The following is a 21023-nucleotide window of genomic DNA, read 5'->3' on the forward strand; positions in this document are numbered from 1 at the left end:
TGGGGGATGGGTGACACAACTCAGGCCAGTGCGAAGTCCGCCCCTCGGCACGTTCGAAGAATCAGAACGTGGGGGAAATGCGGACGACTACATGGCCTGGGATATAAGTCACCACCTCGAATCCTCTACAGAAGGAACAGAAAATCTCAGCTGTCGCCGAAGGCTCTTCGGGACAGGATCTCATCCACGGTACGACAGACCTCGGTCCCTGCGCACGTCATAGTGGTGTCCGCCACCATCCGGCTCGTCTGGCCGGTCACCCAGCCCGGCCGGACCGCCCAGACCTAGACGACCTTGGCGTCGATCAGCAGGTTCCAGATCTCACCCTGGTCCACGACCTCGACCCCGAGCTTCTCCGCCTTGGTCAGCTTGCTCTCGCCGACTCCGGCACCGGTGATCAGCATGTCGGTGCTCGCCGAGACCGAGGACGCCGCCGTCGCTCCCGCCTTCTCACACAGGCGCTGAAACGTAGGGCGGGCGACCTTTTCGCCGGAGCGCGGGTCGCTGATCGCGCCGGTGATCACCACCGTCTTGCCGGCCAGCGGCGCGCCGGCCGCGATGACAGGCGGCAGGTCCTCATCGCGCACGTCCAGCGAGACGCCCGCCTGTCGGAGCCGCTCCAGTTCCGGGCGCAGGCGAGTGAGGTGCACGACCAGGGAGGCGGCGACCTTCGGTCCGATGTCCTCCACCGCGACGAGCCGTTCCTCGCCCGCGTCGGCGACCTCCTCGAGGGAGCCGAAGCCCGCGCGGGCCAGGCGCGCGGCGGTGCCGTCGGAAGCCATCGGGATCGCCAGGCCGATCAGCGCACGGCGCAGGCCGACCTGCCGGCTGGCATCGATCGACTCGATCATGCGCGCGGCCGAGACCTCGCCGATGCGGTCGAACTCGAGCAGACGTTCCTTGGTCAGCGTGTAGAAGTCCGCGGGACTTTCCAGGATGCCCGCCTCGGCGAGCCGTTCGATCCACTTCTGCCCGATGGCGTCGATGTCGGCCGCCGCCCGCGACGCCCAATGGATCAGCCTGCGCACCGTCTGCGCGGGACAGGAGACGTTGGTGCAGAACAGCTCCCGGCTGTTGCCCTGTTCGGTTACCGGCTGCTCGCAGGAGGGGCAGACCGTGGGCGGCACGATCTCTTGCTCCTCGCCGGTGCGTTTGGAAGCGTCGAGCACGCCCGCCACGAACGGGATCACGTCGCCCGCGCGGCGCACCAGAACCGTGTCACCGACCTTGATGTCGCGCGCGCGGATCACCTCTTGGTTGGCCAGCGTGGCCTTGGTGACGGTCGTGCCGCCGACGAACACCGGCTCCAGCCACGCGACCGGGACGATCTTGCCGGTCTTGCCGACGTCCCAGATCACCTCGCGCAGCAACGTGGTCTTCTCCTCGGCGGCGAACTTGAACGCCAGCGCGCCACGCGGGGAGTTCGACCGAGTTCCGGCCGCCGCGTAGGCCTCTCGGTCGGCCAGTCGCAGTACCGCGCCGTCGAGGTCGTAATCCAGATCGTTGCGGCCCTGCTCGATCGCGGTGATCGCCGCCTGCGCCTGCTCGGCGTCGGCGCAGTGCCGCCTCTGCGCGCCGGCGATGCCCAGCGCGCGCAACCCCTCCTCGAGGTCGACGGCGGCGCCGCCGTCGGAGGTGTCCAAGTCGAAGCCGAAGAACCGCAGGCGGCGTTCGGCCACCGTGGCCGGGTCCTGCGCGCGCGGCGTGCCCGCCGCGGCGTTGCGGGGGTTGATCAGCGGCTTGTCCGGGTGCGCGGTGTTGTAGGCGACGAAGGGCGAACGCAGCATCACCGCCTCGCCACGGACCTCCACCCGGCCCGGTGCGTCGATCCGCTCCGGAATACCGTCGACCAACGCCCGGACCAGCATGGTCACATCGTCACCGGTCGTGCCGTCACCGCGGGTCACCGCACGCGCCAGCCGCCCGTCCTCGAAAACCAGAGCCAGCGACAATCCGTCGAGCTTCGGCATCACCACCACCGACTGACCGGGGAAGCGGTCGAAGAACGCCGCCACCTGCTCGGGTTTGGTCGCCTTCTCCAGCGACAGCATCGGCCGCGAATGCCGGATCGGGGCGTGCAGCACCGCGGGCGCGCCGACCTCGTCCAGCGGATTCGGGTCCGGCGCGAGCTCGGGGTTCGCCTCGATCAGGCCGCGTAGCTCGTCCTCGATCGCGTCGTACTCGGCGTCCGCGACCAGCGGCGACCCCTGGTAATAGGCATCGCGCAGCGCCACAATTCGATCCGCGAGCTCTTGGATACGTTCACCGATTTCCACAGTCCCTGACGCTACCGATACCTACCGACAACCGCGCGAAAGACGCCACCCGGCGCGCTCGATCCGGGTTGGGCAGGGTCGAGGACCAAGGCCCGGCACCGCCCACGGCAGAATGGTGCGGTGCAGATCGGGATGCTTGGACCGCTCGAGATCCGAGAAGAAGACGGCGGATTGATCGAGATACCAGGTGCTCGGTTGCGGACGCTGGTGGTTGCCCTCGCGCTCGAACCCGGGCGTGTGGTCCCGAAAGCGACGCTGGTCGACTGGATTTGGGGCGAGCAGCTGCCCGCCGACGCGGCGAATTCCTTGCAGGCGTTGGTGTCCCGGCTGCGGCGGGTGCTGCCGGAGGGGGCGCTCGACGGGCAGGCGGGTGGCTATCGGCTGACGGTGGAGCCGCGCGCTGTCGACGCGATCCGGTTCGAACAGCTGCTCGACCAGGCTCGCGGTGCTGAGGATGCGCACCAGGCCAAGCTGTTGCGGGAGGCCCTCGAGCTGTGGCGTGGTGCGCCGATGCAGGACGTCGGCGTGCAGGACAGCGGCGCGGCCGACGCGGTGGTGACGCGTCTGGAAGGGCTGCGCCTCGCCGCACTGGAGGACTGCTACGAAGCGGAGATCCGGCTCGGACGGGGTACCGAACTGGTCAATGAGCTGACCGAGCTGGTGGCCAGGTATCCGGTGCGAGAACGGCTCGTCGCCGCGCTGATGCGTGCCCTCGGTGCTGCGGGGCGTAGCAATGAGGCGCTGGTCGTGTACCAGCGGGCACGAGAAACCCTCGCCGACGAACTGGGCGTCGACCCGTCAGCGGAGCTCGCCGCGCTGCACGTCGCGTTGCTGCGCGGCGAGTTCGGCGCCGAGGACCACGACCGCAAGACGAACCTGCGGGCCGAGTTGACCACCTTCGTCGGCAAATACGGCGACGTCGCCGCGGTGCGCGAACTCGTTGCGCAACACCGGCTCACCACGTTGACCGGGCCGGGCGGCTCCGGAAAAACTCGGCTCGCCCTGGAAACCGCGCGGACACTGCTCGACGATCTGCCGGAAGGTGCCTGGTTGGTGGAGCTGGCGTCCGTCGGCGCGAATGGTGATGTGGCGCAGTCGGCGCTCGCCGCACTCGGGCTCCGGGACGCGCTGCTCGGCGGCGCACCGGACGCGGAACCGATAGACCGGCTGATCGCCGCGCTCCGCGAGCGGGAAACGCTGTTGATCCTGGACAACTGCGAGCATGTGATCGAGTCCGCGGCGACGTTCGCCCATCGGATGCTCGGCGAGTGCCGCCGGTTGCGCATTCTGGCGACGAGCCGGGAACCGCTCGGCATTACGGGTGAGGCGCTATGGCAGGTGGTGCCGCTGGCGTTGCCCGCCGAGGACGCGGACCCGGGTGTGATCGAGTCCTCGCCGGCGGTTCAGCTGCTGCGCGACCGGGCCGGCGCGGTGCGCACAGATCTTGCGGTCGACGCGAACGCACTGGAGACCATGGCGCGCGTCTGCCGCGCGCTGGACGGAATTCCCTTGGCCATCGAGCTGGCCGCGGCACGGTTGCGCACCATGTCGCTCGATCAGCTCGCCACCCGCCTCGACGATCGGTTCCGCCTGCTGACCGGCGGTAGCCGCACCGCGCTGCCGCACCATCGCACGTTGCGTGCGGTGGTCGACTGGAGCTGGGAGCTGCTCACCGACGCCGAACGGCTGGTGCTGCGCAGGCTCGCGGTGTTCGCCGGTGGCGCGAGTCTGGAAGCGGCCGAACAGGTTTGCGCGGGCGACGACGCGGTCGAGCGGTGGGAGGTGCTCGATCTGCTCACCGTGCTGACCGAGAAGTCGCTGCTGGTCGCCGCCGGGGACAGCGGTCCGCGCTATCGGATGCTCGACACGATCAAGCAGTACGCCGCGGACCGGCTGGTGGAGTCGGGGGAGGCGGACGCGGCGCGCCACGCGCATCTCGCGTACTTCACCGGGCTCGCCGACACAGCCGAGTCGCATCTGCGCCGTGCCGAGCAGTTGACGTGGCTCGCCACGCTCGAGGTCGAGCACGATAATCTCGCCGTCGCGATGCGGGGTGCGCTCGCGGCCGGTGACGCGGCCGGGGCGATGCGGCTCGCGGCGGCGGCGGGCTGGTACTGGTGGCTCAGCGGGCACAAGGCCGAGGGTATGGAGCTGATCACCGCCGCCGCCGACCTGGCGGGCGAGGTGGACGATGCGACCCGGGCGATGGTGTACGCGCTGGTCGTGCACTTCATGAGCTCGGGGCCGAGTGACGATGGCCAGGTGGAGGAATGGATCCACAAGGCGTACCGATTCAGTCGGAACAGTCAGTCCCACAACCCGTTGCTGCGGTTCGTGGACGCGCTGGAACACATGCTGCAAGGGCCGGATGCGCTGCTGCCCGCGTTCGAGCCGCTGATCACCGATGACGATCCCTGGGTGCGGGCGCTGGCCCGGCTGCAACTGGGCAAGATGCGGATCGTGCTCGGTCAGCCGGGGCGGGAGGCGGACGTCTATCTGGAGACCGCGCTCGCCGAGTTCCGAGCCATCGGCGAGCGCTGGGGCATGTCGTTCGCGTTGACCGAGCTGGCGAATCGCGTCGCCATGCGCGGCGAATTCGCCGGTGCGTGTGCGCATCTCGACCAAGCGATCGCGGTGGTCACGGAGGTCGGCACGATCGAGGACGTGCTGTCGATGCGGGCGCGACAGGCTCAGTTCTATTGGCTCCTAGGGGATGTGGCGGCGAGTGAGGCCGCGATGGTCGAGGCGCAGCGGTACGCGGATCAGTCCGCCTGGCCGAACGCACTGGCCGAACTCGCCTTGGCGCGAGCGGAGTTGGCCCGTTGGCGCGGCGACAGCGAGGAGGCGTACCGGCAAATCGACGCCGCGACAACGCTATTGGGCAGCGATGCGGAACGGGGTTATGTCCGCGCGCTGATCCGCGGCATGCGCGGCTACCTCGCGGACAGTCTCGACGACGCCCGCGAACATCACGCGGTGGCCTTCGACGCGGCATCGGCTGCGGGATTCGCGCCGCTCATTGCCCAAATGCTCGTCGGCATAGCGGATTTGGCGCTGCGCCGCGAACAGGACGAGCAGGCGGCGCGGCTGCTCGCGGCGAGTGCCGCGGTGCGCGGGCTGCCTGATCATTCCCTACCCGATGTGGCTCGGATCGAGCAGACCGCACGACGTCGCCTCGGCGAAGCACGCTTCACCGAGGCGACGGAGGATGGGGCACAAGCAGATTGGCGCGAACTGGTGGCAACTACGCTTGCTCGCTGAGGTCGGTCTGTCCGCCGCAGAACACCTCCGCGACGAGTAGCTTTGTCGCTTCCTGGAAAGCCGCGGCCATGGACAGGTCGGGGTCGTCCACGTAGTTCAGCGCGGCGGTCAGGGTCGTGCTGCCGTCGGGCGTGCTGTACATCAGGGCTGCGTGGCCCGAGATGCCGCCGTTGTGCGTGATGACGGTGCCGCCGCAGCCGGTGTCCTGCACGAACACGCCCAGGCCATAGCCGACTTTGGGGTGCGGCGTGCACATCTCGGCCAGCAGCGGTGCAGGCAGAAGCTTGCCGGTAACCAGTGCGGAGATGAACGTCTGCAAGTCCCGGGTTGTCGAGATCATGTCACCGCCGCTGGAGATCCAGGACGGGTTCTGGCCGGTGACGTCGACGATCTGCTGCTCGCCGCCGTCCTCGTAGCGGTAGTAGGCGTGGGCGTGCGGTTCGGGGATCGCCGATTCGGTGGTCGGTGCCACGGTGTCGTGCAGGCCCAGCGGCCCGAGAATCAGCCGCTGCATCTCCTCGGCGTACGGGCGGCCGCTGACCTTTTCGATCAGCAGCCTGGCCAGCACGTAGTTGGTGTTGGCGTAGCTCCAATCCGTCCCGGGTTCGAACCGGGCCGGCTTGGACAAGGCCAGCCGCACCAGTTCCTCGGGCGGGTAGGTCTTGAAACGGTTGTCCACCCATTCCTTGCCGGACCAAGCGATCCCCGGCACGAACGTCCCGTCCTCGAGTAGCTCGCCGGTGAAGTTGAAGATTCCGCTGGTGTGCTGCAACAGCATTCGTACCGTGATCCGGGGGTCCAGCTCGAACTCCGGCAGGTAGTCGACCACCGCGGTGTCGAGGTCGATCTTACCTTCGGCAACCAACTGGAGGACCAGGGTTGCGATGAAAGTCTTTGTGTTGCTGCCGATTCGGATGTGGCCGTTGGCCGGCGGCTGCGCGGTTCCGCCCAGTTCGCTCAGGCCCGCGCTGCCGAGCCACTCGCCCTGCTCGTCGTGCACGCGCAATTCGACACCGGTGAAACCGGAATCGGCCATCTGCTGGATGAGCTTCTGGAGTTCCGGACGATCCGGCGCGGTGGATGGGGTGTTCATGGTTCTGCTGCTCTCTCTGATGTCGTGCTCGGGTGGTTCAGGGTCGTTGGCTACGCGGCGTGGCGAATGGTGATGTTGCCGAAGGAGTTACGCGCGAACACCTGCACGGTTTCCGCCTTCTCCAGCTGCTGGACCGGGCTCATGGCGTTCAGGACGCTGCCTTGCACTGCATTGGTTTCCAGCCGCACCGCGCTGCCCGGGTGGATGCCTACTTCCAGCTCGCCGAAGGACGTCTCCAGCCGCAGTACACCGCGCGCTGCTTCGCCGATGCGGATATCACCCTTGGCCACCGTGGCGGTCACCGAATCGCCGGGGCGTTCGACGGTGATATCGCCCGCGGCTACCGCCAGGTCGCACTCGCCGAGCTCGCCGGCGCCAAGCAGATGGCCCACTCCGGCGCTGGCTTTCAGCCGGGAGCCGGTGGGGACCTCGATGGTGACCGTGATCGATGGGTTGCCGCCGAACGGGGTGTAGGTCCGCCACTGCTTCGGCGTTTTCACGGTCAGGGTGCCTGCGGTGAAATCGACCTGGGTTTGCTCGGCGGCGCGCACGTCGCCCTTCTTGGCCGGATCGGCCGGTCGGACCTCGACGACAGTGTCGGTGCGGTCGGAAGCTATGACGGTGACGTCGCCGCTCAGCACGTCGACGGTGATGGCGATGGGGGCGGGGGTCTGGAAGGTGGACATGGTCGTACTCCTTTGGGTGGAACGGATTTCGCGGGATCAGCTGGTGCACAGTGCCGAGGTGGGCTTGCGCTGTCCCTCGGTTGCTGTGCTGTTCATGGGACTACTGTCGCCAGTCCGGCTGATACCGACCTGACAGCGGTCTGACACGTCTACTGACATGGTGTTAGGCCAGGTCACGGCGGCATCCTGGTCCCGGATCGAGCCGTCCGCCCTGGACGGCAGCGCGGCGCAAGGGTTGTGCAAGGGGCATGCAATCGGACGCACGCAGAGTCGAGGCATGACCGAAACATTCGATGCGCACTCGCACCGCCCGGAACGAGGAACCGCCACGCACACACCCGTCACGATCATCGGCGCTGGACTCGGCGGACTCACACTGGCTCGCGTGCTGCACGTGCACGGCATTCCGGCCACCGTCTACGAGGCCGAGCCCTCGCCGACGGCGCGTGCGCAGGGCGGGCTGCTCGACATCCACGACTACAACGGGCAACTCGCCATCGCCGCAGCCGACCTGATGGACGAGTTCCGTGGTCTCATTCTCCCGGGCCGCCAAGCGATGCGGATCCTCGACCGCGACGGCACCGTCCTGCTCGACAAGGCCGACGACGGCACCGGTGGCCGTCCCGAGGTGCAGCGCGGCGAGCTGCGCGAGCTGTTACTCGACTCCTTACCCGCAGGCACCGTCCAGTGGGGCCACAAGGTCAGTGGTGTTCGCACTCTCGGCCAGGGCAGGCACGAGGTGAACTTCGCCGACGGCGGCACCATCGTCACCAACATGCTCGTCGGCGCCGACGGTGCGTGGTCACGCGTCCGCCCACTGCTGTCCACCGCCACACCCGAATACGTCGGCGAGTCGTTCGTCGAGACCTACCTCTTCGACGCCGACACCCGCCACCCCGCCGTGGCCGCAACGGTCGGCGGCGGATCGCTGATGGCGCCCGCACCCGGCCGACAGATCCACGCCCACCGAGAAAGAGGCGCGACGCTGCACGCCTATGTGGTGCTCGCCGAGACACTGGATTGGTTCGCCGGCATCGACTGGACCGATACTGCCGCGGCCACCGCGCGGATCGCCGCGGAGTTCGACGGTTGGGCCCCGGAGCTCACCGCGCTGATCACCGACACCGACACGGCGCCGATCTGGCGCCCGAACTACGCGCTGCCACGCAACCACCGGTGGGACCGAGTGCCAGGAGCAACCCTGGTCGGAGACGCTGCCCACCTCGCCGCCCCCAACGGCGAAGGCGCCAACCTCGCCATGCTCGACGGTGCCGAACTCGGCAAGGCCCTCGCCGCGCACCCCGGCGACACCGAAGCTGCCCTGACCGAATACGAGCAGGCCATGTTCGCCCGCAGCACCGAGATCGCCACCGAGGCAGCCCAATTCTTCGAAGAACTCTTCGACGGCACAGCCGCGAGCTTGGTCGCCGTGTTCGCCGGACAAGACCAGAACCGCTGAGTTCGAGTCGGCGTCGTCAGCAGCTCACGCGCACCAGGATGTTCATCCTGAAGTCGCGTGGGCTGCCGGCGCCTCGGTGCGGCTGGTGGATCGGGCCAGTGCGTCGTACATCCAGTTGTGTGCTTGTCCCACGGTGATACGGGTTTTCAGCAGCTGCTCGGTCAGCGCCCAGTATCGGTGAATCCGATGGTCGGTGTGGGTGGCGTCGTTCATTAATTGCTCGCGGAACTGCGGGGAGTCCCGTTCGCCTCGCGCGCCGGCATGGGCGTTGACGAATCGATCGAGTGCATCGCCACCATGTGGCCGTACGTTTTCCGATACCAGTGCGGACACCTCCGCCATGGCCTCGCCTACTTCCGCGTACAGTCCTTGTCGATCGCGGATAAGCTCCGGCTGATTCCGCCAGAGTTGCTGTCGGACAGCATTGTTCAAGTCGGGTTCGGCGACAAGCGCGACCAGCTCGGCATACGCGACGACCTCCTCGACAGACGGATCCGCGGGCGGTTCAGGGACATTCCAGCCGACGAAGATGTCTACATCGCACCGACGTACCGGTGCGAGGACGCGCCGCCAGAACCGCTGGAGGCCCTCGTGCGCCGCACCACTGTCCTGCACGGTGGCCAGCAGCGCGAGTCGGTGGGCTCGCTGCGTAGGGGTGGCCGTCTCGACCGCCCGTAGTGACGCCCGCCGCCATGCCATGGACCTGAATTCGATATCCAGTCTCGCACTTTCGGCCGCGATGACCTCGGCTATCGACTGCTCTCGGTGCAGCACATCGGTGATCGAGCTCAGCCCGAAACCGAGCGCGCGCAAGCGCCGGACCAGCAGCAGTCGTTCAGTGGCGCTGTGCACGTCGAACATCCGATGCCCGCCTGCGCTGCGGTGCGATTCCAGCATGCCTTCGTCGCAATAGAACCGGATCGTGCGCACCGCGAGCCCGGTGCGGCGCGCCAATTCTCCGATACTCACCAGCCCGTCGGCTTGTGTGCCGTCTGTCACAACCTCTTGAACCTCCACCCCGGTGGAGCTCTTAGCGTACTGGCACTGCGCTCGACCCTCAGGAGGGAACCGCTGCCGTCGGGCGAGCGGCGTAGCGCAGCTATGTGCTCGTATCGAGGAGAAGGTGATTCGTGGCTACCACGCAGGAAGAAATCGTCGCAGGCATTGCGGAGATCGTCGAGGAGGTGACCGGCATCGAGGCCGCCGAGGTGACGATCGAAAAGTCCTTTGTCGAGGACCTGGACATCGACTCGCTGTCACTGGTGGAGATCGCCGTGCAGCTGGAGGACCGGTACGACGCCAAGATTCCCGACGAGGACATGGCGGGTCTTCGAACAGTCGGCGATGCGGTCGCCTACGTGCAGAAGATGGAGGCGGCGGAGCCGCGACTCGCCGCGGAAATGGAGGCGCGGTTCAAAGAAGGACAGGAGAATTGAGGCCGTTGCCCTCGTAGAGGAGGGACTTCGGTGATTGCTGATCCACAGTTGAATCCTGCGGCGGTCGAGCTCGGTAGCTTTTTTCCGCAGCCGCCGGACGCCGTGTGGCGGGCGTTGACGGAGCCGGATCTGCTGGAGCGGTGGCTGCTCAGACCGACCGGATTCGTCGCCTCGGTGGGAACACGCTTTCGATTCACCGCCTCGGGCGCATCGAACGATGAGATCGTCTGCGAGGTGCTGGCGGCCCGGACGGGTGAACAGTTGACCTACAGCTGGCTGCATGCGCAGGCCGAGCAGCCCGCGCGGTGGATTGTCGATTGGACGATACGGCCCCAGGGGCGCGGCACCCGACTTCTGTTGACGCAGACCGGTTTCGACATCGAAGACCGTCGGCAGAAGATGATTCGTAACGCCACGGAGCGAAGTTGGAAACGTCGCGTTCTGCCTCGACTCGGTGCGGTAATTCACCACTGACTGCGGAATAGTGCATCCGAGGGTCTTCCAGTCAACGCGAGTGTCGACCACCGCGGGGTGGCCGCTCATCCTGCGTCCGTAGCGGCGGTCTGGTTGGTCGGCTGATCAGATGGAACTGGTGCTGGCATCGGTCGAGCTGACCAGCACCAGTTCCACGTGATCGCTTGTCCAGGAACGTATTCGGATGTCTCTATCGGAGGCAGGTCAACTGCTTGGGGTGGGTAACGGCGGGATATTCAGTTGTCGTCATCACCCTCGCTCTGGTCTTGATCTGGGTTGGTTGTGCCTCCAGCCTGGTTACCCCCGTTACCGCTCTGGTTTCCAGCCTGATTACCCGTGCCCCCGGCTTCATTGCCCGCGTTCCCGTTTTCGCTTCCGGCTTGGTTACCCACCTTCCCGTTTTCGCTTCCGGCTTGGTTACCCACCTTCCCGTTTTGATCGTCGGCTTGGTTATCCCCGTTCCCGGTTTGGCTTTGAACCTTGTTACCTGGGTCGCTGCCATCACCCTGCGCTTCGCCACCCCCGTTGGCAGCGTCCGCTTCGGCCGCCTTGCCTTCGATGCACTCCTGGAATTCCTTATAGGTCTCTGACTCCTTGGCGCACTGAACGACCGCCTTGTCGACGGCTGCGGCTGCGGGTCCGGCGAGCAGGGTGCCTCCGATGCTCGCTGCCGCAACTCCGGCTATGACCAATCCAACCTTCCGCACACACACTCCAATCGGTCGAGGAGCCACGAGTGAGCACTGCACGGCGAATGGCTCCGATGAAGGCCGCGCGAACCAACGCCGGGTATTCGGTGCGGACGTACTGAAGGATGGGCGGGGTGTCGCAGTGCCGAACCGCGAGGCAATCAGTGAGTAGGTCAGGGGCTCGGTAGGGGGTCGGGGGCGATGCGCAGGAGTTGTTTGCCGAGGTTGCGGCCTTCGAAGAGTCCGCGCAGCATCGTGGGGGCGAGTTCGAGACCCTCCTGGACGTCTTCGGCGTACACGATGTCGCCCTGCGTCATCCATGCGTGGAGTCGGCCGAAGGCCTCCGGGAATCGGTCGAGGTAGTCCAGGAAAATGAACCCTTCCATTCGTGCTCGCTTGAGTCCGAGCTGTAGGTAGTTGCGTGGTCCGGGAGGTGGTTCGCCGACCTCGTAGCCGGAAGAGATGCCGCCGCAGACCACGATCCGGGCTCGCTCGGCGATATTCGCCAGGGCGGCGTCCAGTACGGCACCACCTACGTTGTCGAAGAACACATTGATACCGTCGGGTGCGAGCTCGCGCAGCTTCGCTTCGACGTCGTCGGTCTTGTAGTCGATGCACGCGTCGAACCGAGCCACCTCGGTGACCCAGGTGCACTTGGTGGTGCCACCCGCGATGCCGATCACCCTGCACCCCAACGCTTTAGCGATCTGCCCGGCGATGGATCCCGTCGCACCGGCAGCGCCCGACACCAGCACAGTATCTCCAGCCGCAGGTTTGCCGATATCGATCATGCCGAAGTACGCGGTCAACCCGGTCGCGCCGAAAATGCTGAGCATCGCTTTCGGATCCACCCCTGGCGGAACAACATTCAGCCCGAGCAACCCTTGTCCCGTGGCGATCGTGTAGTCCTGCCACCCGACCATCCCGCACACCCAATCACCCACTGCGTAGTCGGCGCTGTTGGACGCCACAACCCGCCCGACACCACCGCCGCGCATCACTGCACCCAGCGGCACCGGATCCATGTAGTTCGGGCCGTCATTGAGCCAGCCCCGCTGCGTCGGATCGAAAGCCAGCCAGACCACCTTGACGAGTGCCTCGCCCGGTCCAGGAGACGGCACGGGGCCACTCCTGAGCTCGAAACTACTGTCATCGACCATGCCGACCGGGCGTTTGACGAGGATCCACTGGCGATTCACCGAGCGAAGCTAACCTTGCGATCCCGTCGCTGTCATCCGGTTTTCCGGTCCCGCCCAGCGGTATCGGTGAGCCTGTTGCGGCGCCTCTCGGTGACGGCCCGCGCCGATCGGCCCGTTTCGGCGTAACAAGCCGTGGCGAACCCCCGAACCGAAGGGCAGCAAGCGGTCTCAGCTGCCGAACCACACCGGACGCTATAGTCGGAAGTCGTGCTGCACCCGGACTATCCGATAGTTACCGAGCGACTACTGCTCCGCCCCGCGACTCTCGCCGATCTCGACGAAATGCATGCCTACAAATCCCAACCGGATGTTTGCCGCTATTTGCCGTACGAACCCATGTCGCGCGAACAAGTGGCCGAACGGATTTCGGGTTTATGGGCAAGAACCGAATTGACCGAAGTAGGGCAGTCGCTCAATCTGTGCGTCGAGGAGAAGGCGTCCGGCCGGTTGCTCGGCGACGTCGTCCTCTTCTGGCGTAACGCCGAAAATCGCACCGGCGAAATCGGATACGTTTTCTCGCCCGACGCAGCAGGCCACGGCTACGCCACCGAAGCCGCCACCGAACTCTTACGACTGGGCTTCGAAGGACTCGTACTACACCGCATCACCGCCCTACTAGATGCCCGCAACACTGCATCCGCCCGCGTCCTGGAGCGACTCGGCATGCGCCGCGAAGCACTCCACCGCGAGGACATGTGGTTCAAGAACGAGTGGAGCGACACGGCGGTATACGCGATGCTCGCGCACGAATGGCACAACCTGCGGACCACCGCAGGCGACCGGGCAGGACTGAACGAGCGGTCGGAGCCTGGCCCGGTGGACTTGGTCGGCGGATAGCGACCACCAGCGGATCTTTCTACTTGCCCGTGCTGGTTGTCATCGATGAACGCGACGGTCCGTCGTCGTTGCTCGGCAGCCAGAAGATCGATCGGAATAGGCGAGTTCATTCAGTGGACCGAATTTGCTCGATTCGGGCGGATTCGGGTAGCGGTCTACTCGTGTGGGGGAACATGGGGTGGGGTCTGATGGGGGCGAATGAATTGTATTCGTTGAAAGACGTGGGATATGTGGGTAGCTAAATCAGCGACTATGGGGTGGGCGCAGCCTGGCTCGGCTGGTCCACGGGCAGCGGTGTGTGCGAGCGGGAAATCGGGCGCGCGGGCTACTGCGCACCTGGTGTTGTTCGGGGGGTTCGAGCTGCGGTTGGCGGGCGCGAAAGTGGTGCTGCCGGTGCATGCGCAGCGGGTGCTCGCATATCTGGCGCTGCGCAAGATGGCGGGGGAGGAGTGTGGGCGGCAGGTGCTGGCGGAGCGGTTGTGGGAGAACTCGTCGCCGGAGCGGTCGTCGGCCAGCTTGCGGACGGCGCTGTGGCGGATCCGCCGTGCCGGTCCGCACTTGCTGGCGGGGGATGCGGATCGGGTGACGCTGGCTGATCACGTCGAGGTCGACGTGGATCAGTTCCGGCGTCGTGCCGAGGCGATGCTGTCGGGTACCGAGGGCACGCCGGCGCACGTAACCACGCTGTGCACGGCGGCCGAACTGTTGCCCGGCTGGGACGAGGACTGGCTGCTGTTGTGCCGCGAACAGGTGCGGATGCTGCGCCTGCATACGTTGGAGGCCGTCGCGCGCAGGTATTGCGAGCAGAGTCGGTATCCGCAGGCCATCGACCTGATCCTGCGTGTTGTCGCCGAGGAACCACTGCGCGAATCGGCGCAGGCGATCCTCATCGACGCCCACCTCGGCGAAGGCAATGCCGCCGAGGCGCGCAGACAATTCGACCAGTTCGCCACCACGCTGTGGCGTGAACTCGAACTGTGCCCGTCCGCGGAACTCGGGCACCGCGTCGGGCTGCCCGTGTGCGCCGCGACTACGCGGTCTTGACGCCGGCGACCACACCTGCGGCGCATGCTGAAACGATGTCGGCCGACTTCACCAACGCACCTCCTCCGACCAAGGTCGGCGGGCTGCGCGCGGTGCCGATGCACATCCGGGACCTGCGTGCCGTGGTCACCCTCGACGCCGCGACCGGTACCGGCACCGTCGAGGCGACGCTCGACTACGTAGTCGGCCCGCACGCCGGATCACCGATCTTCGACCTGCGCCAAACCGTGCGGACCTGCCTGCTCGACGGGGCAAAGCTCGATGTCGCGAAGATCGCTCCGCGCGATGTCGGCGCGGGACCGCACAGCTCGATCCGGCTCATCGGTGTCGAGCAGGCAGCGGGATCGGCGCACCGGCTCGACCTCACCTACCAGCTGGCGACTCCGGACGCCGACCTCGGCGGCGCCTACCCGCCGGTGCTGCACGGGTCGAACGGGCGGATCCGCTGGTCGTTCGGCATGTCCGACCTGTTTGCGGGCCGCTATCTCGAAGCCTGGTTCCCGTCGAACCTGCCCTTCGACCAGTTTGCGTGGACGCTCGAACTACGGATCACCGGCACCACGACCGCGCATTCACTCATCACCAATGGTTCGGCCACCGTGGTCGGCGTGAACGCGTGGTCGGTGCGCTTCCCGGACTGGTTCACCACCATGTCGTCGCTGCTCGAACTCCGCCCTTCCGACGCGCTGCTGTTCCGGTCGTCGACCGTGGTACTGCCGATTTCCCGGCGGTCGGTGGTAGTGGAAACGTGGAAACCTGTTGGCGGGCAGGAGAATCTACCCGCGCTGAACAGTCGCATCGGCACGCTGCTCGCGGAGAACGAAACAACCTACGGCGCATTCCTCGCCGACCGATTCGTGTGCTTCTTCCACGGCGCCGGTGGCGGAATGGAATACGCCGGAGCGGCAACCACCTCCGCGGGCGCGCTCGGCCATGAAGTGTTCCACTCCTGGTTCGCTCGCGGCATCACCCCGGCAGCGCAGTCCGACGGCTGGTGGGACGAGGCGTACACCAGCTTCCGCGACGACGGCGACACCCTGACCGAGCCTTTCGACTTCACGCTGCCACCGGTGGAGCTGTGCTCGCGCAAACCATTTCAGCGCACCACACCGGCGTCCGCATACGACGCGGGCAGTCGCTTCTTCCGTGGTGTGGCGCAGCGGCTCGGTGCCGACCGGCTGCGCACGCTGATGGGCGAGTTGTACCGCTCCCGCCGTGGAACACCGCTCAGCACAGGCGAACTGGAAACGCACCTGATCACCCGTTCCGGCGCAACGGATCTCGTAGACGCGTTCCACCGCTTCGTTTACGGCTTCGCAGAGCCCACCCCCGACGCGCGCATCGAATTCGTCACCGCCCCCGCACTGTGGGTGCGCCGCGCCGCCGACGGCATGGCCACCCACGTCAACCCGAAATCCGGACACGACAACTGGATTCACGCCCGCGTGCGTAACGGTGCGAAGGCCGGACCGTGCCGGCACTTCGTCGTCACCTTCACCGTCCGAACCACGACGGCGACACCACCCACCTTTCCCACCGACTTCTTCCCCGCGCAGACGGCAACAGTAGGTTTCGATCTCGCACCGGGCCGCTGGCGCACGGTGTCGGCCCGCCTACCCGCGGCGCAACTGCCCGCGCGCGGCACCCGGATATCGATACTGGCGTCGGTGCACGCCCGCCGCTCCCATCCGGCGTCAGGCACTCGGGTGCGGGAGCCGCCGTCGATTGCGCAGCGCGACATGACCATTGACTGAACGCGGCGTGGGTGGCGGCGGCGCGACCATGCCGACCCGGCCGAACAGCTCCGGCGATGGCCGGATGCTCAGCTCGGTCCAGAGCAGGTCGGTGAACATGCGCAATTGCCTGCGCGCCTCCACCACATTGCCCTCGCACAGGTGCGCTTCGATCAAGGCCGCCTGCGCCGACTCACGCAGCGGCTCCTCGGCGACCACCGCGAGCATCACATCGATCGCCTCCGGGTAGCGTCCGCGCTCCGCGAGCTTGCGCGCGTCCACCTCCAGTGCGTGTAACCGCATCTGCCGCAACTGTTCCCGTGCCAGCAGCAGCCACGTCTCGTCCCAGCCGGGCAGCAGATCGTTGGTGCGTGCCAGCAAGGCGGCGCGGTCACGCGCACAGTCCTGCTGCGCGGCCAGCATCCGCTCGGCGTTGCCGCGGAACTCGTGCACGTCGACCTGCACGTCGGCGCCGAGACGCACCCGGCCGCCTGCCCCGTGCACCAGCGCGGGGCTGGCCTGCCGGATCCGCCACAGCGCGGTGCGCAGGCTGGCCCGCGAACGATCCGCGGTCGCGTCGGGCCACAGCCGCTCGGCGAGTACCCCGCGGTCGCAGTCGGGTTCGGCGATCTGGTCCAGCGCCAGATACGCCAGCACGCGGCGCGAATGTTGCGGCACGGCAACGTGGTTCGCGTCGACCCGCAATGCGAATCCGCCGAGCAAACAGATGGCGAGCTGCATCGAAGCCTCCCTCGGTCACCGGCCGGGTTGTGGCCGGTGCAGCAAGCGTGCCGACGCGATGCTGCGCGCGCGTCAACGCCGCGTCAACGCCGCCCACGCGGCGTTGACGGGAGTTGGTATGGCCACGCGCGAGGGTGTTCCGGTGAGTGGACCCGAGAGCAAGACCATCGTGGTGCGGGCCTGGCGTGATCGCGGGCGACTGATCATCCGAGTACTGACGGGTGCCGGCGAGGTGGGCGCCGGACAGGAATGGGTGTTCGCCGATATCGACGCGTCGCTGACCCGGGTCGGCGAGCTGCTCGCCGAGCTGCACGACAATCCCGCGAACGACGAGACAAAGCGTTGACGCTCGCGCACACCGTGGCCGCGCACAGTGATCCGAAACGCCCGTCGTTTGCGGAGGTGACCACAATGCGCAGTGACTCTTACACCGAGTCTCGCGGTGCTACCGAGGACTATGTTTCGCCCTTCTCCGGGCTCTCGCCCTTCGGTGAGGCGGTGGATGAAGCGGTCGAACAGTCGACCGCGGAGTTCGACGAGTCGCCGTTCGAGAGCTACTCGTTCACCGAATCTCCCTTCGGCGAGAGCGCCTATTCGGCGGCCGACGAGCAGTCGCAGCTGGCCACCGAGTTCCTCGAGGCCTTGCGCGACGAGGAGTTCACCGAGGCGCTGGAGCAGCTGCTCGACGAGGGCGCGGCCCGCGCGCTCGCCGACGCGCAGCAGTGGTCGATGACGCCGTCGGAGGCCGAATGCCGCGAGTCGCTGCAAGAGTGGATCGCGCCGCTGATCACCGAGTGGGAACGCACCATCGACAATTTCGCCGGCGGGCTGGAGAACGCCGATCTGCACGGGCTCGCCGAGCAGGAACTCGACGAATTGCTTGATTCCCTGGAGTCGCCCGGTGCGCTCGGGTCCGAGGTGTTCGAGAATTTCCTCGGCAAGATCGTGCGCAAGGTGAAGTCGGTCATCAAGCAGAAGGTCCGGCAGGCGATCGGGTTCGTGAAGAATCCGGTGAAGGGCGTCATCGGTATTGCCAAGAGCGGCCTGAAGACCATCAAGAGTGGCCTGCAGACAATCGGCAAGCACCTGATCGGGCCGCTGCTCGCACGATTGAAGAAGATCGGGCTTTCCCTGCTCAAAGGGGTGGTCGCCAAACTGCTGAACCCGCTGACCCGAATCCTGCCCGCCGAGATCCGCCCGCTGGTGCCGATCCTGGCCAAGCGTCTCGGCATCGGTGAGACCGCCGACGAAGCGTCGGACGAAGCCGACGAAGGCGCCGACGAATCCGGCACCGCGGCCGAAATGTCGGAGGCCTTCGATCAGCAACTCTTCGCGATGTTCAGCGCCGAAGAAGCCGGCGAAGCCGACGAGGCAGGCGCGGACGAGTTCGACGAGGTCGATGCCGAAGAGCCGGAACACAATACGGTCGCCGAGCTGGATGACGCCCGCGCCCGGCTCGCCGCACAGTTGAGCGCCTACACCGGGTCGGAGGAGCCGATCGCCGAGATCGAGCAATTCATTCCCGCGGTGCTGGCGATCCGGCCGCTGCTCAAGCTGGGGCTGAAAGTCACCGGCGCCCGGGCCAAACTGGTCAATCTGATCGCGCAGCCGCTGGCCAAGCTGATCAAGGGCATGGTCGGCCCGGACGCCGCGCGCACCATCGGGAAGATCGCCGGGCAGGACCCGTCGGTGATGATCGCCCGCGCGGTGGTCGGCGTCGGATTCACCGCGCTCGGCCTGGAAACCGCAGGGCAAGAAGAAGATACGATCCCCGGCGAGGCACTGGCCTCGGCCGTCGAGGCCACGGTGACCCGGGTGCTCGACGAACTGCCGGATGAGGCGTTCACCGACCCGTTGCAGGTCAGTGCCGCGGTGCAGCGCGCGTTCGCCGAGTCGGCCGCCGCCTACCTGCCGGACCGGCTGCTGCGCGCCGACCTGCCGGAACGCGAGACCTCCGAGGAGGGCGGCTTCTGGGTGATGATGCCGCGCTCGACCAAGCCACGCTACCGATTCCGCAAGTACACCAGGGTTTTCGCGATGCCGATCCCGCGGCAGGTCGCGCGGGCGGTGCGCTGGAACGACGGCGGCACGCTGGAGACGTATCTGCTCGACCGCGGCGTCGACCGCTGGCCCGTGCACGCGGAGATAGATCTCTACGAGACCCTGCCCGGCACCATGCTTGGCCACCTGACCCGAGACGAAACCCTGCCTGCCGCAGAGCATCCCGGTGCCGATGAATTCCAGCCGCTCACCGCGGAGGCCGCCGGACTGCTGCTTCGCGAGCCTGCGCTGGGCCGCCGCCGCAAGGTCGGGACCGCGCCGGGCGCCTACCGGCCTGTGCCCGGACAGCGGTACTTCCGGGTCCGGGTGGCGAAGCTGCCAGCCCGCAAGGCCCGGCGGCCGCGCAGGCTGACCACGGTCCGCTGGGATCCCGCGTCGAAGCGCCTGGGCATCGTGATCAAGCTGTCCGAGCGACGAGCTCGCGGATTGCAGGCCCGCCTGCAACGGGCCGCACCCGCCGGTCAGCGTGATCTGCCCGCCGTGCTGTCGGCGTTGCGCGAGATCTTCCTGCCCCGCCTGCAGTATCGGATCGCCCGGCGGTTGTTGAAAGCGCAGCTGGTCACCGATCCGGTCGCGGCCGCCAAGCTGGCCGGCGAACTGACCGCCGCGACCAGCACCGGCCTGGCCACCTACCTCGCGCAACGCGGCGCTCAATTCGCCGCTGCCGTAGCCGATCCGGCCGACGGGGTCACCTTGGCGGTGACGTTCACCGGCGTCCAGGCGGAATCGGCACAACTCCCGGCCCCCGAAGTCGTCGCGACGCCCGGACTGAAGTGATGGACGCCCGATTCGCCACCGAGACAGCCGCGCTCGCCACCGAGGCGAGGCACTGGCGGCGCGCCTGCGCGGCGCTGGGTGACCTCGAGGTGAGTGCGTCGCCGGCGTCCTGGCGCGAGCTCGAGTCCTACCTCGGGCTCAGCGTCCGGGCGAGCCTCGGCGGCCAGGCGCGCAGGCTCACCGCGCAGGCCGACCGGACGATCTTCACGATCAAAGGCGCGACGACCCAGTCCGATCTGAAAACCGCACGCGCGGAACTGCTTACGCTGCGACGCAGGTACAGCCGCGCCGAGGCGATGGTCGACTTCTACTGCGATGCGGTGAACACCCGCACGAATCCGCGCCTCGCCGCGGTGCTGCGTGGGCTGGACGCCTTGGCCGTGCACAGCATGGATCAGGTGTTGCGGCCGTTGGGTATCGACACGCCCTCGGTGCTGACCTACCTCGACAAGGGTATGGGTGCGTCGATTCTGCGGGCCGGTGCGCGGCTCTGGGACGCCTCGCTGTCGCCCGCCGCGGCCGTCAAGATCACGCGGCACAACTTGTGGCAGCCCACCTCGCTGGTCCATGAGACCGGCCATCAGGTTGCCCATTTGACCGGCTGGACAAAGGAATTGGCGGCCGCACTGCACGCCGCCCTCGCCCCGCACAGCCCGATCGCCGCAGAGGCGTGGCAGAGCTGGGCGTCCGAGGTGGCGGCCGATGTGTATGCCTTCTGCCTGCTCGGCTACGCACCGGTGCCGGCCTTGGCGACCGTCGTGGACGGTCCGTCCAGCCAGGTGTTCCGAATGCCGTTCGGCGACCCGCATCCGGTGTCGGCGCTGCGCGTGCAGTTCAACGCCGCGCTGTGCCGGGCCTGGTTCGGCCAGGGGCCGTGGGACGCGCTCGCGGCACGCTGGCAGGCCAGACACCCACTCACGCAAGCCCCTTCGGATGTCGCCGCGATCATGGCGGCCAGCATGCCGCTGCTGCCCGCGATCGTCGACGTGTGCACTCGAATGCCGATGCGCGCATTCCACGGGGTGCCGCTGTCGACCCTGGCCGACCCGCGGCGCGTATCGCCGGGTGAGCTCACCCGGCTGGCCGATCGCGCGGGGGCCTCGCTGTACACCTCGACCCACCTGCAGCGGGTCGAGCCGATGCGAATCCTGGCGCTGACCGTGCTGCGCGGTCTCGAATCGTCCACCGCGCCATCGGAAATGGAGACATGGCTGCGACGGATGGGTGGCGGCGACCGCGTCGCCGCCTGAACGCACA

The 21023-nt window shown here is 67.2% G+C and carries 17 protein-coding genes; 10 read left to right on the forward strand and 7 right to left on the reverse strand.

The window, feature by feature from the left end; genetic code table 11:
* Positions 1 to 284 precede the first annotated feature (284 nt).
* Positions 285 to 2276 (reverse strand): NAD-dependent DNA ligase LigA, encoded by a 1992-nt coding sequence (ligA, locus tag DBO33_RS14925; protein ID WP_107655571.1) that lies wholly within the window; start codon positions 2274 to 2276, stop codon positions 285 to 287.
* 120 nt (positions 2277 to 2396) lie between these two features.
* Between ligA and DBO33_RS14930 the strand changes: the two genes are divergently transcribed.
* Positions 2397 to 5537, forward strand: a complete 3141-nt coding sequence (locus DBO33_RS14930; protein ID WP_107655572.1) for a BTAD domain-containing putative transcriptional regulator — start codon at positions 2397 to 2399, stop codon at positions 5535 to 5537.
* Here DBO33_RS14930 and DBO33_RS14935 read toward each other — a convergent pair.
* The gene (locus tag DBO33_RS14935; protein WP_107655573.1) at positions 5521 to 6630 is read right to left on the reverse strand and encodes a serine hydrolase domain-containing protein; all 1110 of its coding nucleotides are present in this window, start codon (positions 6628 to 6630) and stop codon (positions 5521 to 5523) included. The genes DBO33_RS14930 and DBO33_RS14935 overlap by 17 nt on opposite strands.
* A 50-nt stretch (positions 6631 to 6680) precedes the next feature.
* Positions 6681 to 7316: a DUF4097 family beta strand repeat-containing protein gene (locus DBO33_RS14940; protein ID WP_107655574.1), complete on the reverse strand. Its 636-nt coding sequence runs from the start codon at positions 7314 to 7316 to the stop codon at positions 6681 to 6683.
* A gap of 277 nt (positions 7317 to 7593) precedes the next feature.
* Here DBO33_RS14940 and DBO33_RS14945 point away from each other — a divergent pair, with 277 nt between their 5' ends.
* A complete protein-coding gene (locus tag DBO33_RS14945; protein WP_107655575.1) occupies positions 7594 to 8775 on the forward strand; it encodes an FAD-dependent oxidoreductase in 1182 nt (393 codons plus the stop codon).
* A 42-nt stretch (positions 8776 to 8817) separates the two neighbouring features.
* On the opposite strand, the gene DBO33_RS14950 is transcribed toward DBO33_RS14945, so the two are convergent.
* Positions 8818 to 9774 (reverse strand): MerR family transcriptional regulator, encoded by a 957-nt coding sequence (locus DBO33_RS14950; RefSeq protein ID WP_199856620.1) that lies wholly within the window; start codon positions 9772 to 9774, stop codon positions 8818 to 8820.
* Positions 9775 to 9905: 131 nt separating this feature from the next.
* Between DBO33_RS14950 and acpM the strand changes: the two genes are divergently transcribed.
* Together acpM and DBO33_RS14960 are read left to right on the forward strand one after the other, a co-directional pair.
* Positions 9906 to 10211, forward strand: coding sequence for a meromycolate extension acyl carrier protein AcpM (gene acpM, locus DBO33_RS14955; RefSeq protein WP_107655576.1), 306 nt, complete (start codon positions 9906 to 9908; stop codon positions 10209 to 10211).
* A 30-nt stretch (positions 10212 to 10241) separates the two neighbouring features.
* Complete coding sequence (locus tag DBO33_RS14960) at positions 10242 to 10685, forward strand: SRPBCC family protein (protein WP_107655577.1); 444 nt, start codon at positions 10242 to 10244, stop codon at positions 10683 to 10685.
* Positions 10686 to 10921: 236 nt separating this feature from the next.
* Here DBO33_RS14960 and DBO33_RS42785 read toward each other — a convergent pair whose 3' ends face one another.
* Both DBO33_RS42785 and DBO33_RS14970 read right to left on the reverse strand, forming a co-directional pair.
* Positions 10922 to 11392 carry a hypothetical protein gene (locus tag DBO33_RS42785; protein ID WP_159080262.1) on the reverse strand — a complete coding sequence of 157 codons (471 nt, stop codon included), beginning with the start codon at positions 11390 to 11392 and terminating at the stop codon, positions 10922 to 10924.
* A 155-nt stretch (positions 11393 to 11547) separates the two neighbouring features.
* Positions 11548 to 12573 carry an NADP-dependent oxidoreductase gene (locus DBO33_RS14970; RefSeq protein ID WP_107655579.1) on the reverse strand — a complete coding sequence of 342 codons (1026 nt, stop codon included), beginning with the start codon at positions 12571 to 12573 and terminating at the stop codon, positions 11548 to 11550.
* Positions 12574 to 12780: 207 nt separating this feature from the next.
* Here DBO33_RS14970 and DBO33_RS14975 point away from each other — a divergent pair, with 207 nt between their 5' ends.
* From DBO33_RS14975 to DBO33_RS14985, 3 genes are all read left to right on the forward strand, one after another.
* On the forward strand, positions 12781 to 13410 hold the full coding sequence (locus DBO33_RS14975) for a GNAT family N-acetyltransferase (RefSeq protein ID WP_107655580.1): 630 nt from the start codon (positions 12781 to 12783) through the stop codon (positions 13408 to 13410).
* 339 nt (positions 13411 to 13749) lie between these two features.
* Entirely contained in the window at positions 13750 to 14454 is a 705-nt protein-coding gene (locus DBO33_RS14980; protein WP_234390848.1) for an AfsR/SARP family transcriptional regulator, read from the forward strand.
* 35 nt (positions 14455 to 14489) lie between these two features.
* Positions 14490 to 16208 (forward strand): M1 aminopeptidase family protein, encoded by a 1719-nt coding sequence (locus DBO33_RS14985; protein WP_159080263.1) that lies wholly within the window; start codon positions 14490 to 14492, stop codon positions 16206 to 16208.
* On the opposite strand, the gene DBO33_RS14990 is transcribed toward DBO33_RS14985, so the two are convergent.
* A complete protein-coding gene (locus DBO33_RS14990; protein ID WP_199856621.1) occupies positions 16149 to 16928 on the reverse strand; it encodes an AfsR/SARP family transcriptional regulator in 780 nt (259 codons plus the stop codon). The genes DBO33_RS14985 and DBO33_RS14990 overlap by 60 nt on opposite strands.
* A 142-nt stretch (positions 16929 to 17070) precedes the next feature.
* Here DBO33_RS14990 and DBO33_RS42790 point away from each other — a divergent pair, with 142 nt between their 5' ends.
* The 3 genes from DBO33_RS42790 (at position 17071) to DBO33_RS15005 (ending at position 21016) form a co-directional block, all read left to right on the forward strand.
* Complete coding sequence (locus tag DBO33_RS42790) at positions 17071 to 17274, forward strand: hypothetical protein (RefSeq protein WP_159080264.1); 204 nt, start codon at positions 17071 to 17073, stop codon at positions 17272 to 17274.
* 65 nt (positions 17275 to 17339) lie between these two features.
* Positions 17340 to 19766: a hypothetical protein gene (locus DBO33_RS15000; protein ID WP_234390849.1), complete on the forward strand. Its 2427-nt coding sequence runs from the start codon at positions 17340 to 17342 to the stop codon at positions 19764 to 19766.
* Positions 19766 to 21016, forward strand: coding sequence for a hypothetical protein (locus DBO33_RS15005; RefSeq protein WP_107655585.1), 1251 nt, complete (start codon positions 19766 to 19768; stop codon positions 21014 to 21016). Before DBO33_RS15000 ends, DBO33_RS15005 begins: the two co-directional genes overlap by 1 nt.
* The last annotated feature ends 7 nt before the right edge of the window (positions 21017 to 21023 follow it).

It is taken from the genome of Nocardia suismassiliense (assembly GCF_900269665.1).
In the GTDB taxonomy this organism is placed as follows: Bacteria; Actinomycetota; Actinomycetes; order Mycobacteriales; family Mycobacteriaceae; genus Nocardia; species Nocardia suismassiliense.

What these genes read in the sequence shown, in the direction of transcription:
- DBO33_RS14985 (WP_159080263.1), top strand. Translation starts at nt 14,490, where the DNA reads ATGTCGGCCGACTTCACCAACGCACCTCCTCCGACCAAGGTCGGCGGG.
- DBO33_RS15000 (WP_234390849.1), top strand. Translation starts at nt 17,340, where the DNA reads ATGCGCAGTGACTCTTACACCGAGTCTCGCGGTGCTACCGAGGACTAT.
- DBO33_RS14940 (WP_107655574.1), bottom strand. Translation starts at nt 7,316, where the DNA reads ATGTCCACCTTCCAGACCCCCGCCCCCATCGCCATCACCGTCGACGTG.
- DBO33_RS14990 (WP_199856621.1), bottom strand. Translation starts at nt 16,928, where the DNA reads ATGCAGCTCGCCATCTGTTTGCTCGGCGGATTCGCATTGCGGGTCGAC.
- DBO33_RS14945 (WP_107655575.1), top strand. Translation starts at nt 7,594, where the DNA reads ATGACCGAAACATTCGATGCGCACTCGCACCGCCCGGAACGAGGAACC.
- DBO33_RS15005 (WP_107655585.1), top strand. Translation starts at nt 19,766, where the DNA reads ATGGACGCCCGATTCGCCACCGAGACAGCCGCGCTCGCCACCGAGGCG.
- DBO33_RS14935 (WP_107655573.1), bottom strand. Translation starts at nt 6,630, where the DNA reads ATGAACACCCCATCCACCGCGCCGGATCGTCCGGAACTCCAGAAGCTC.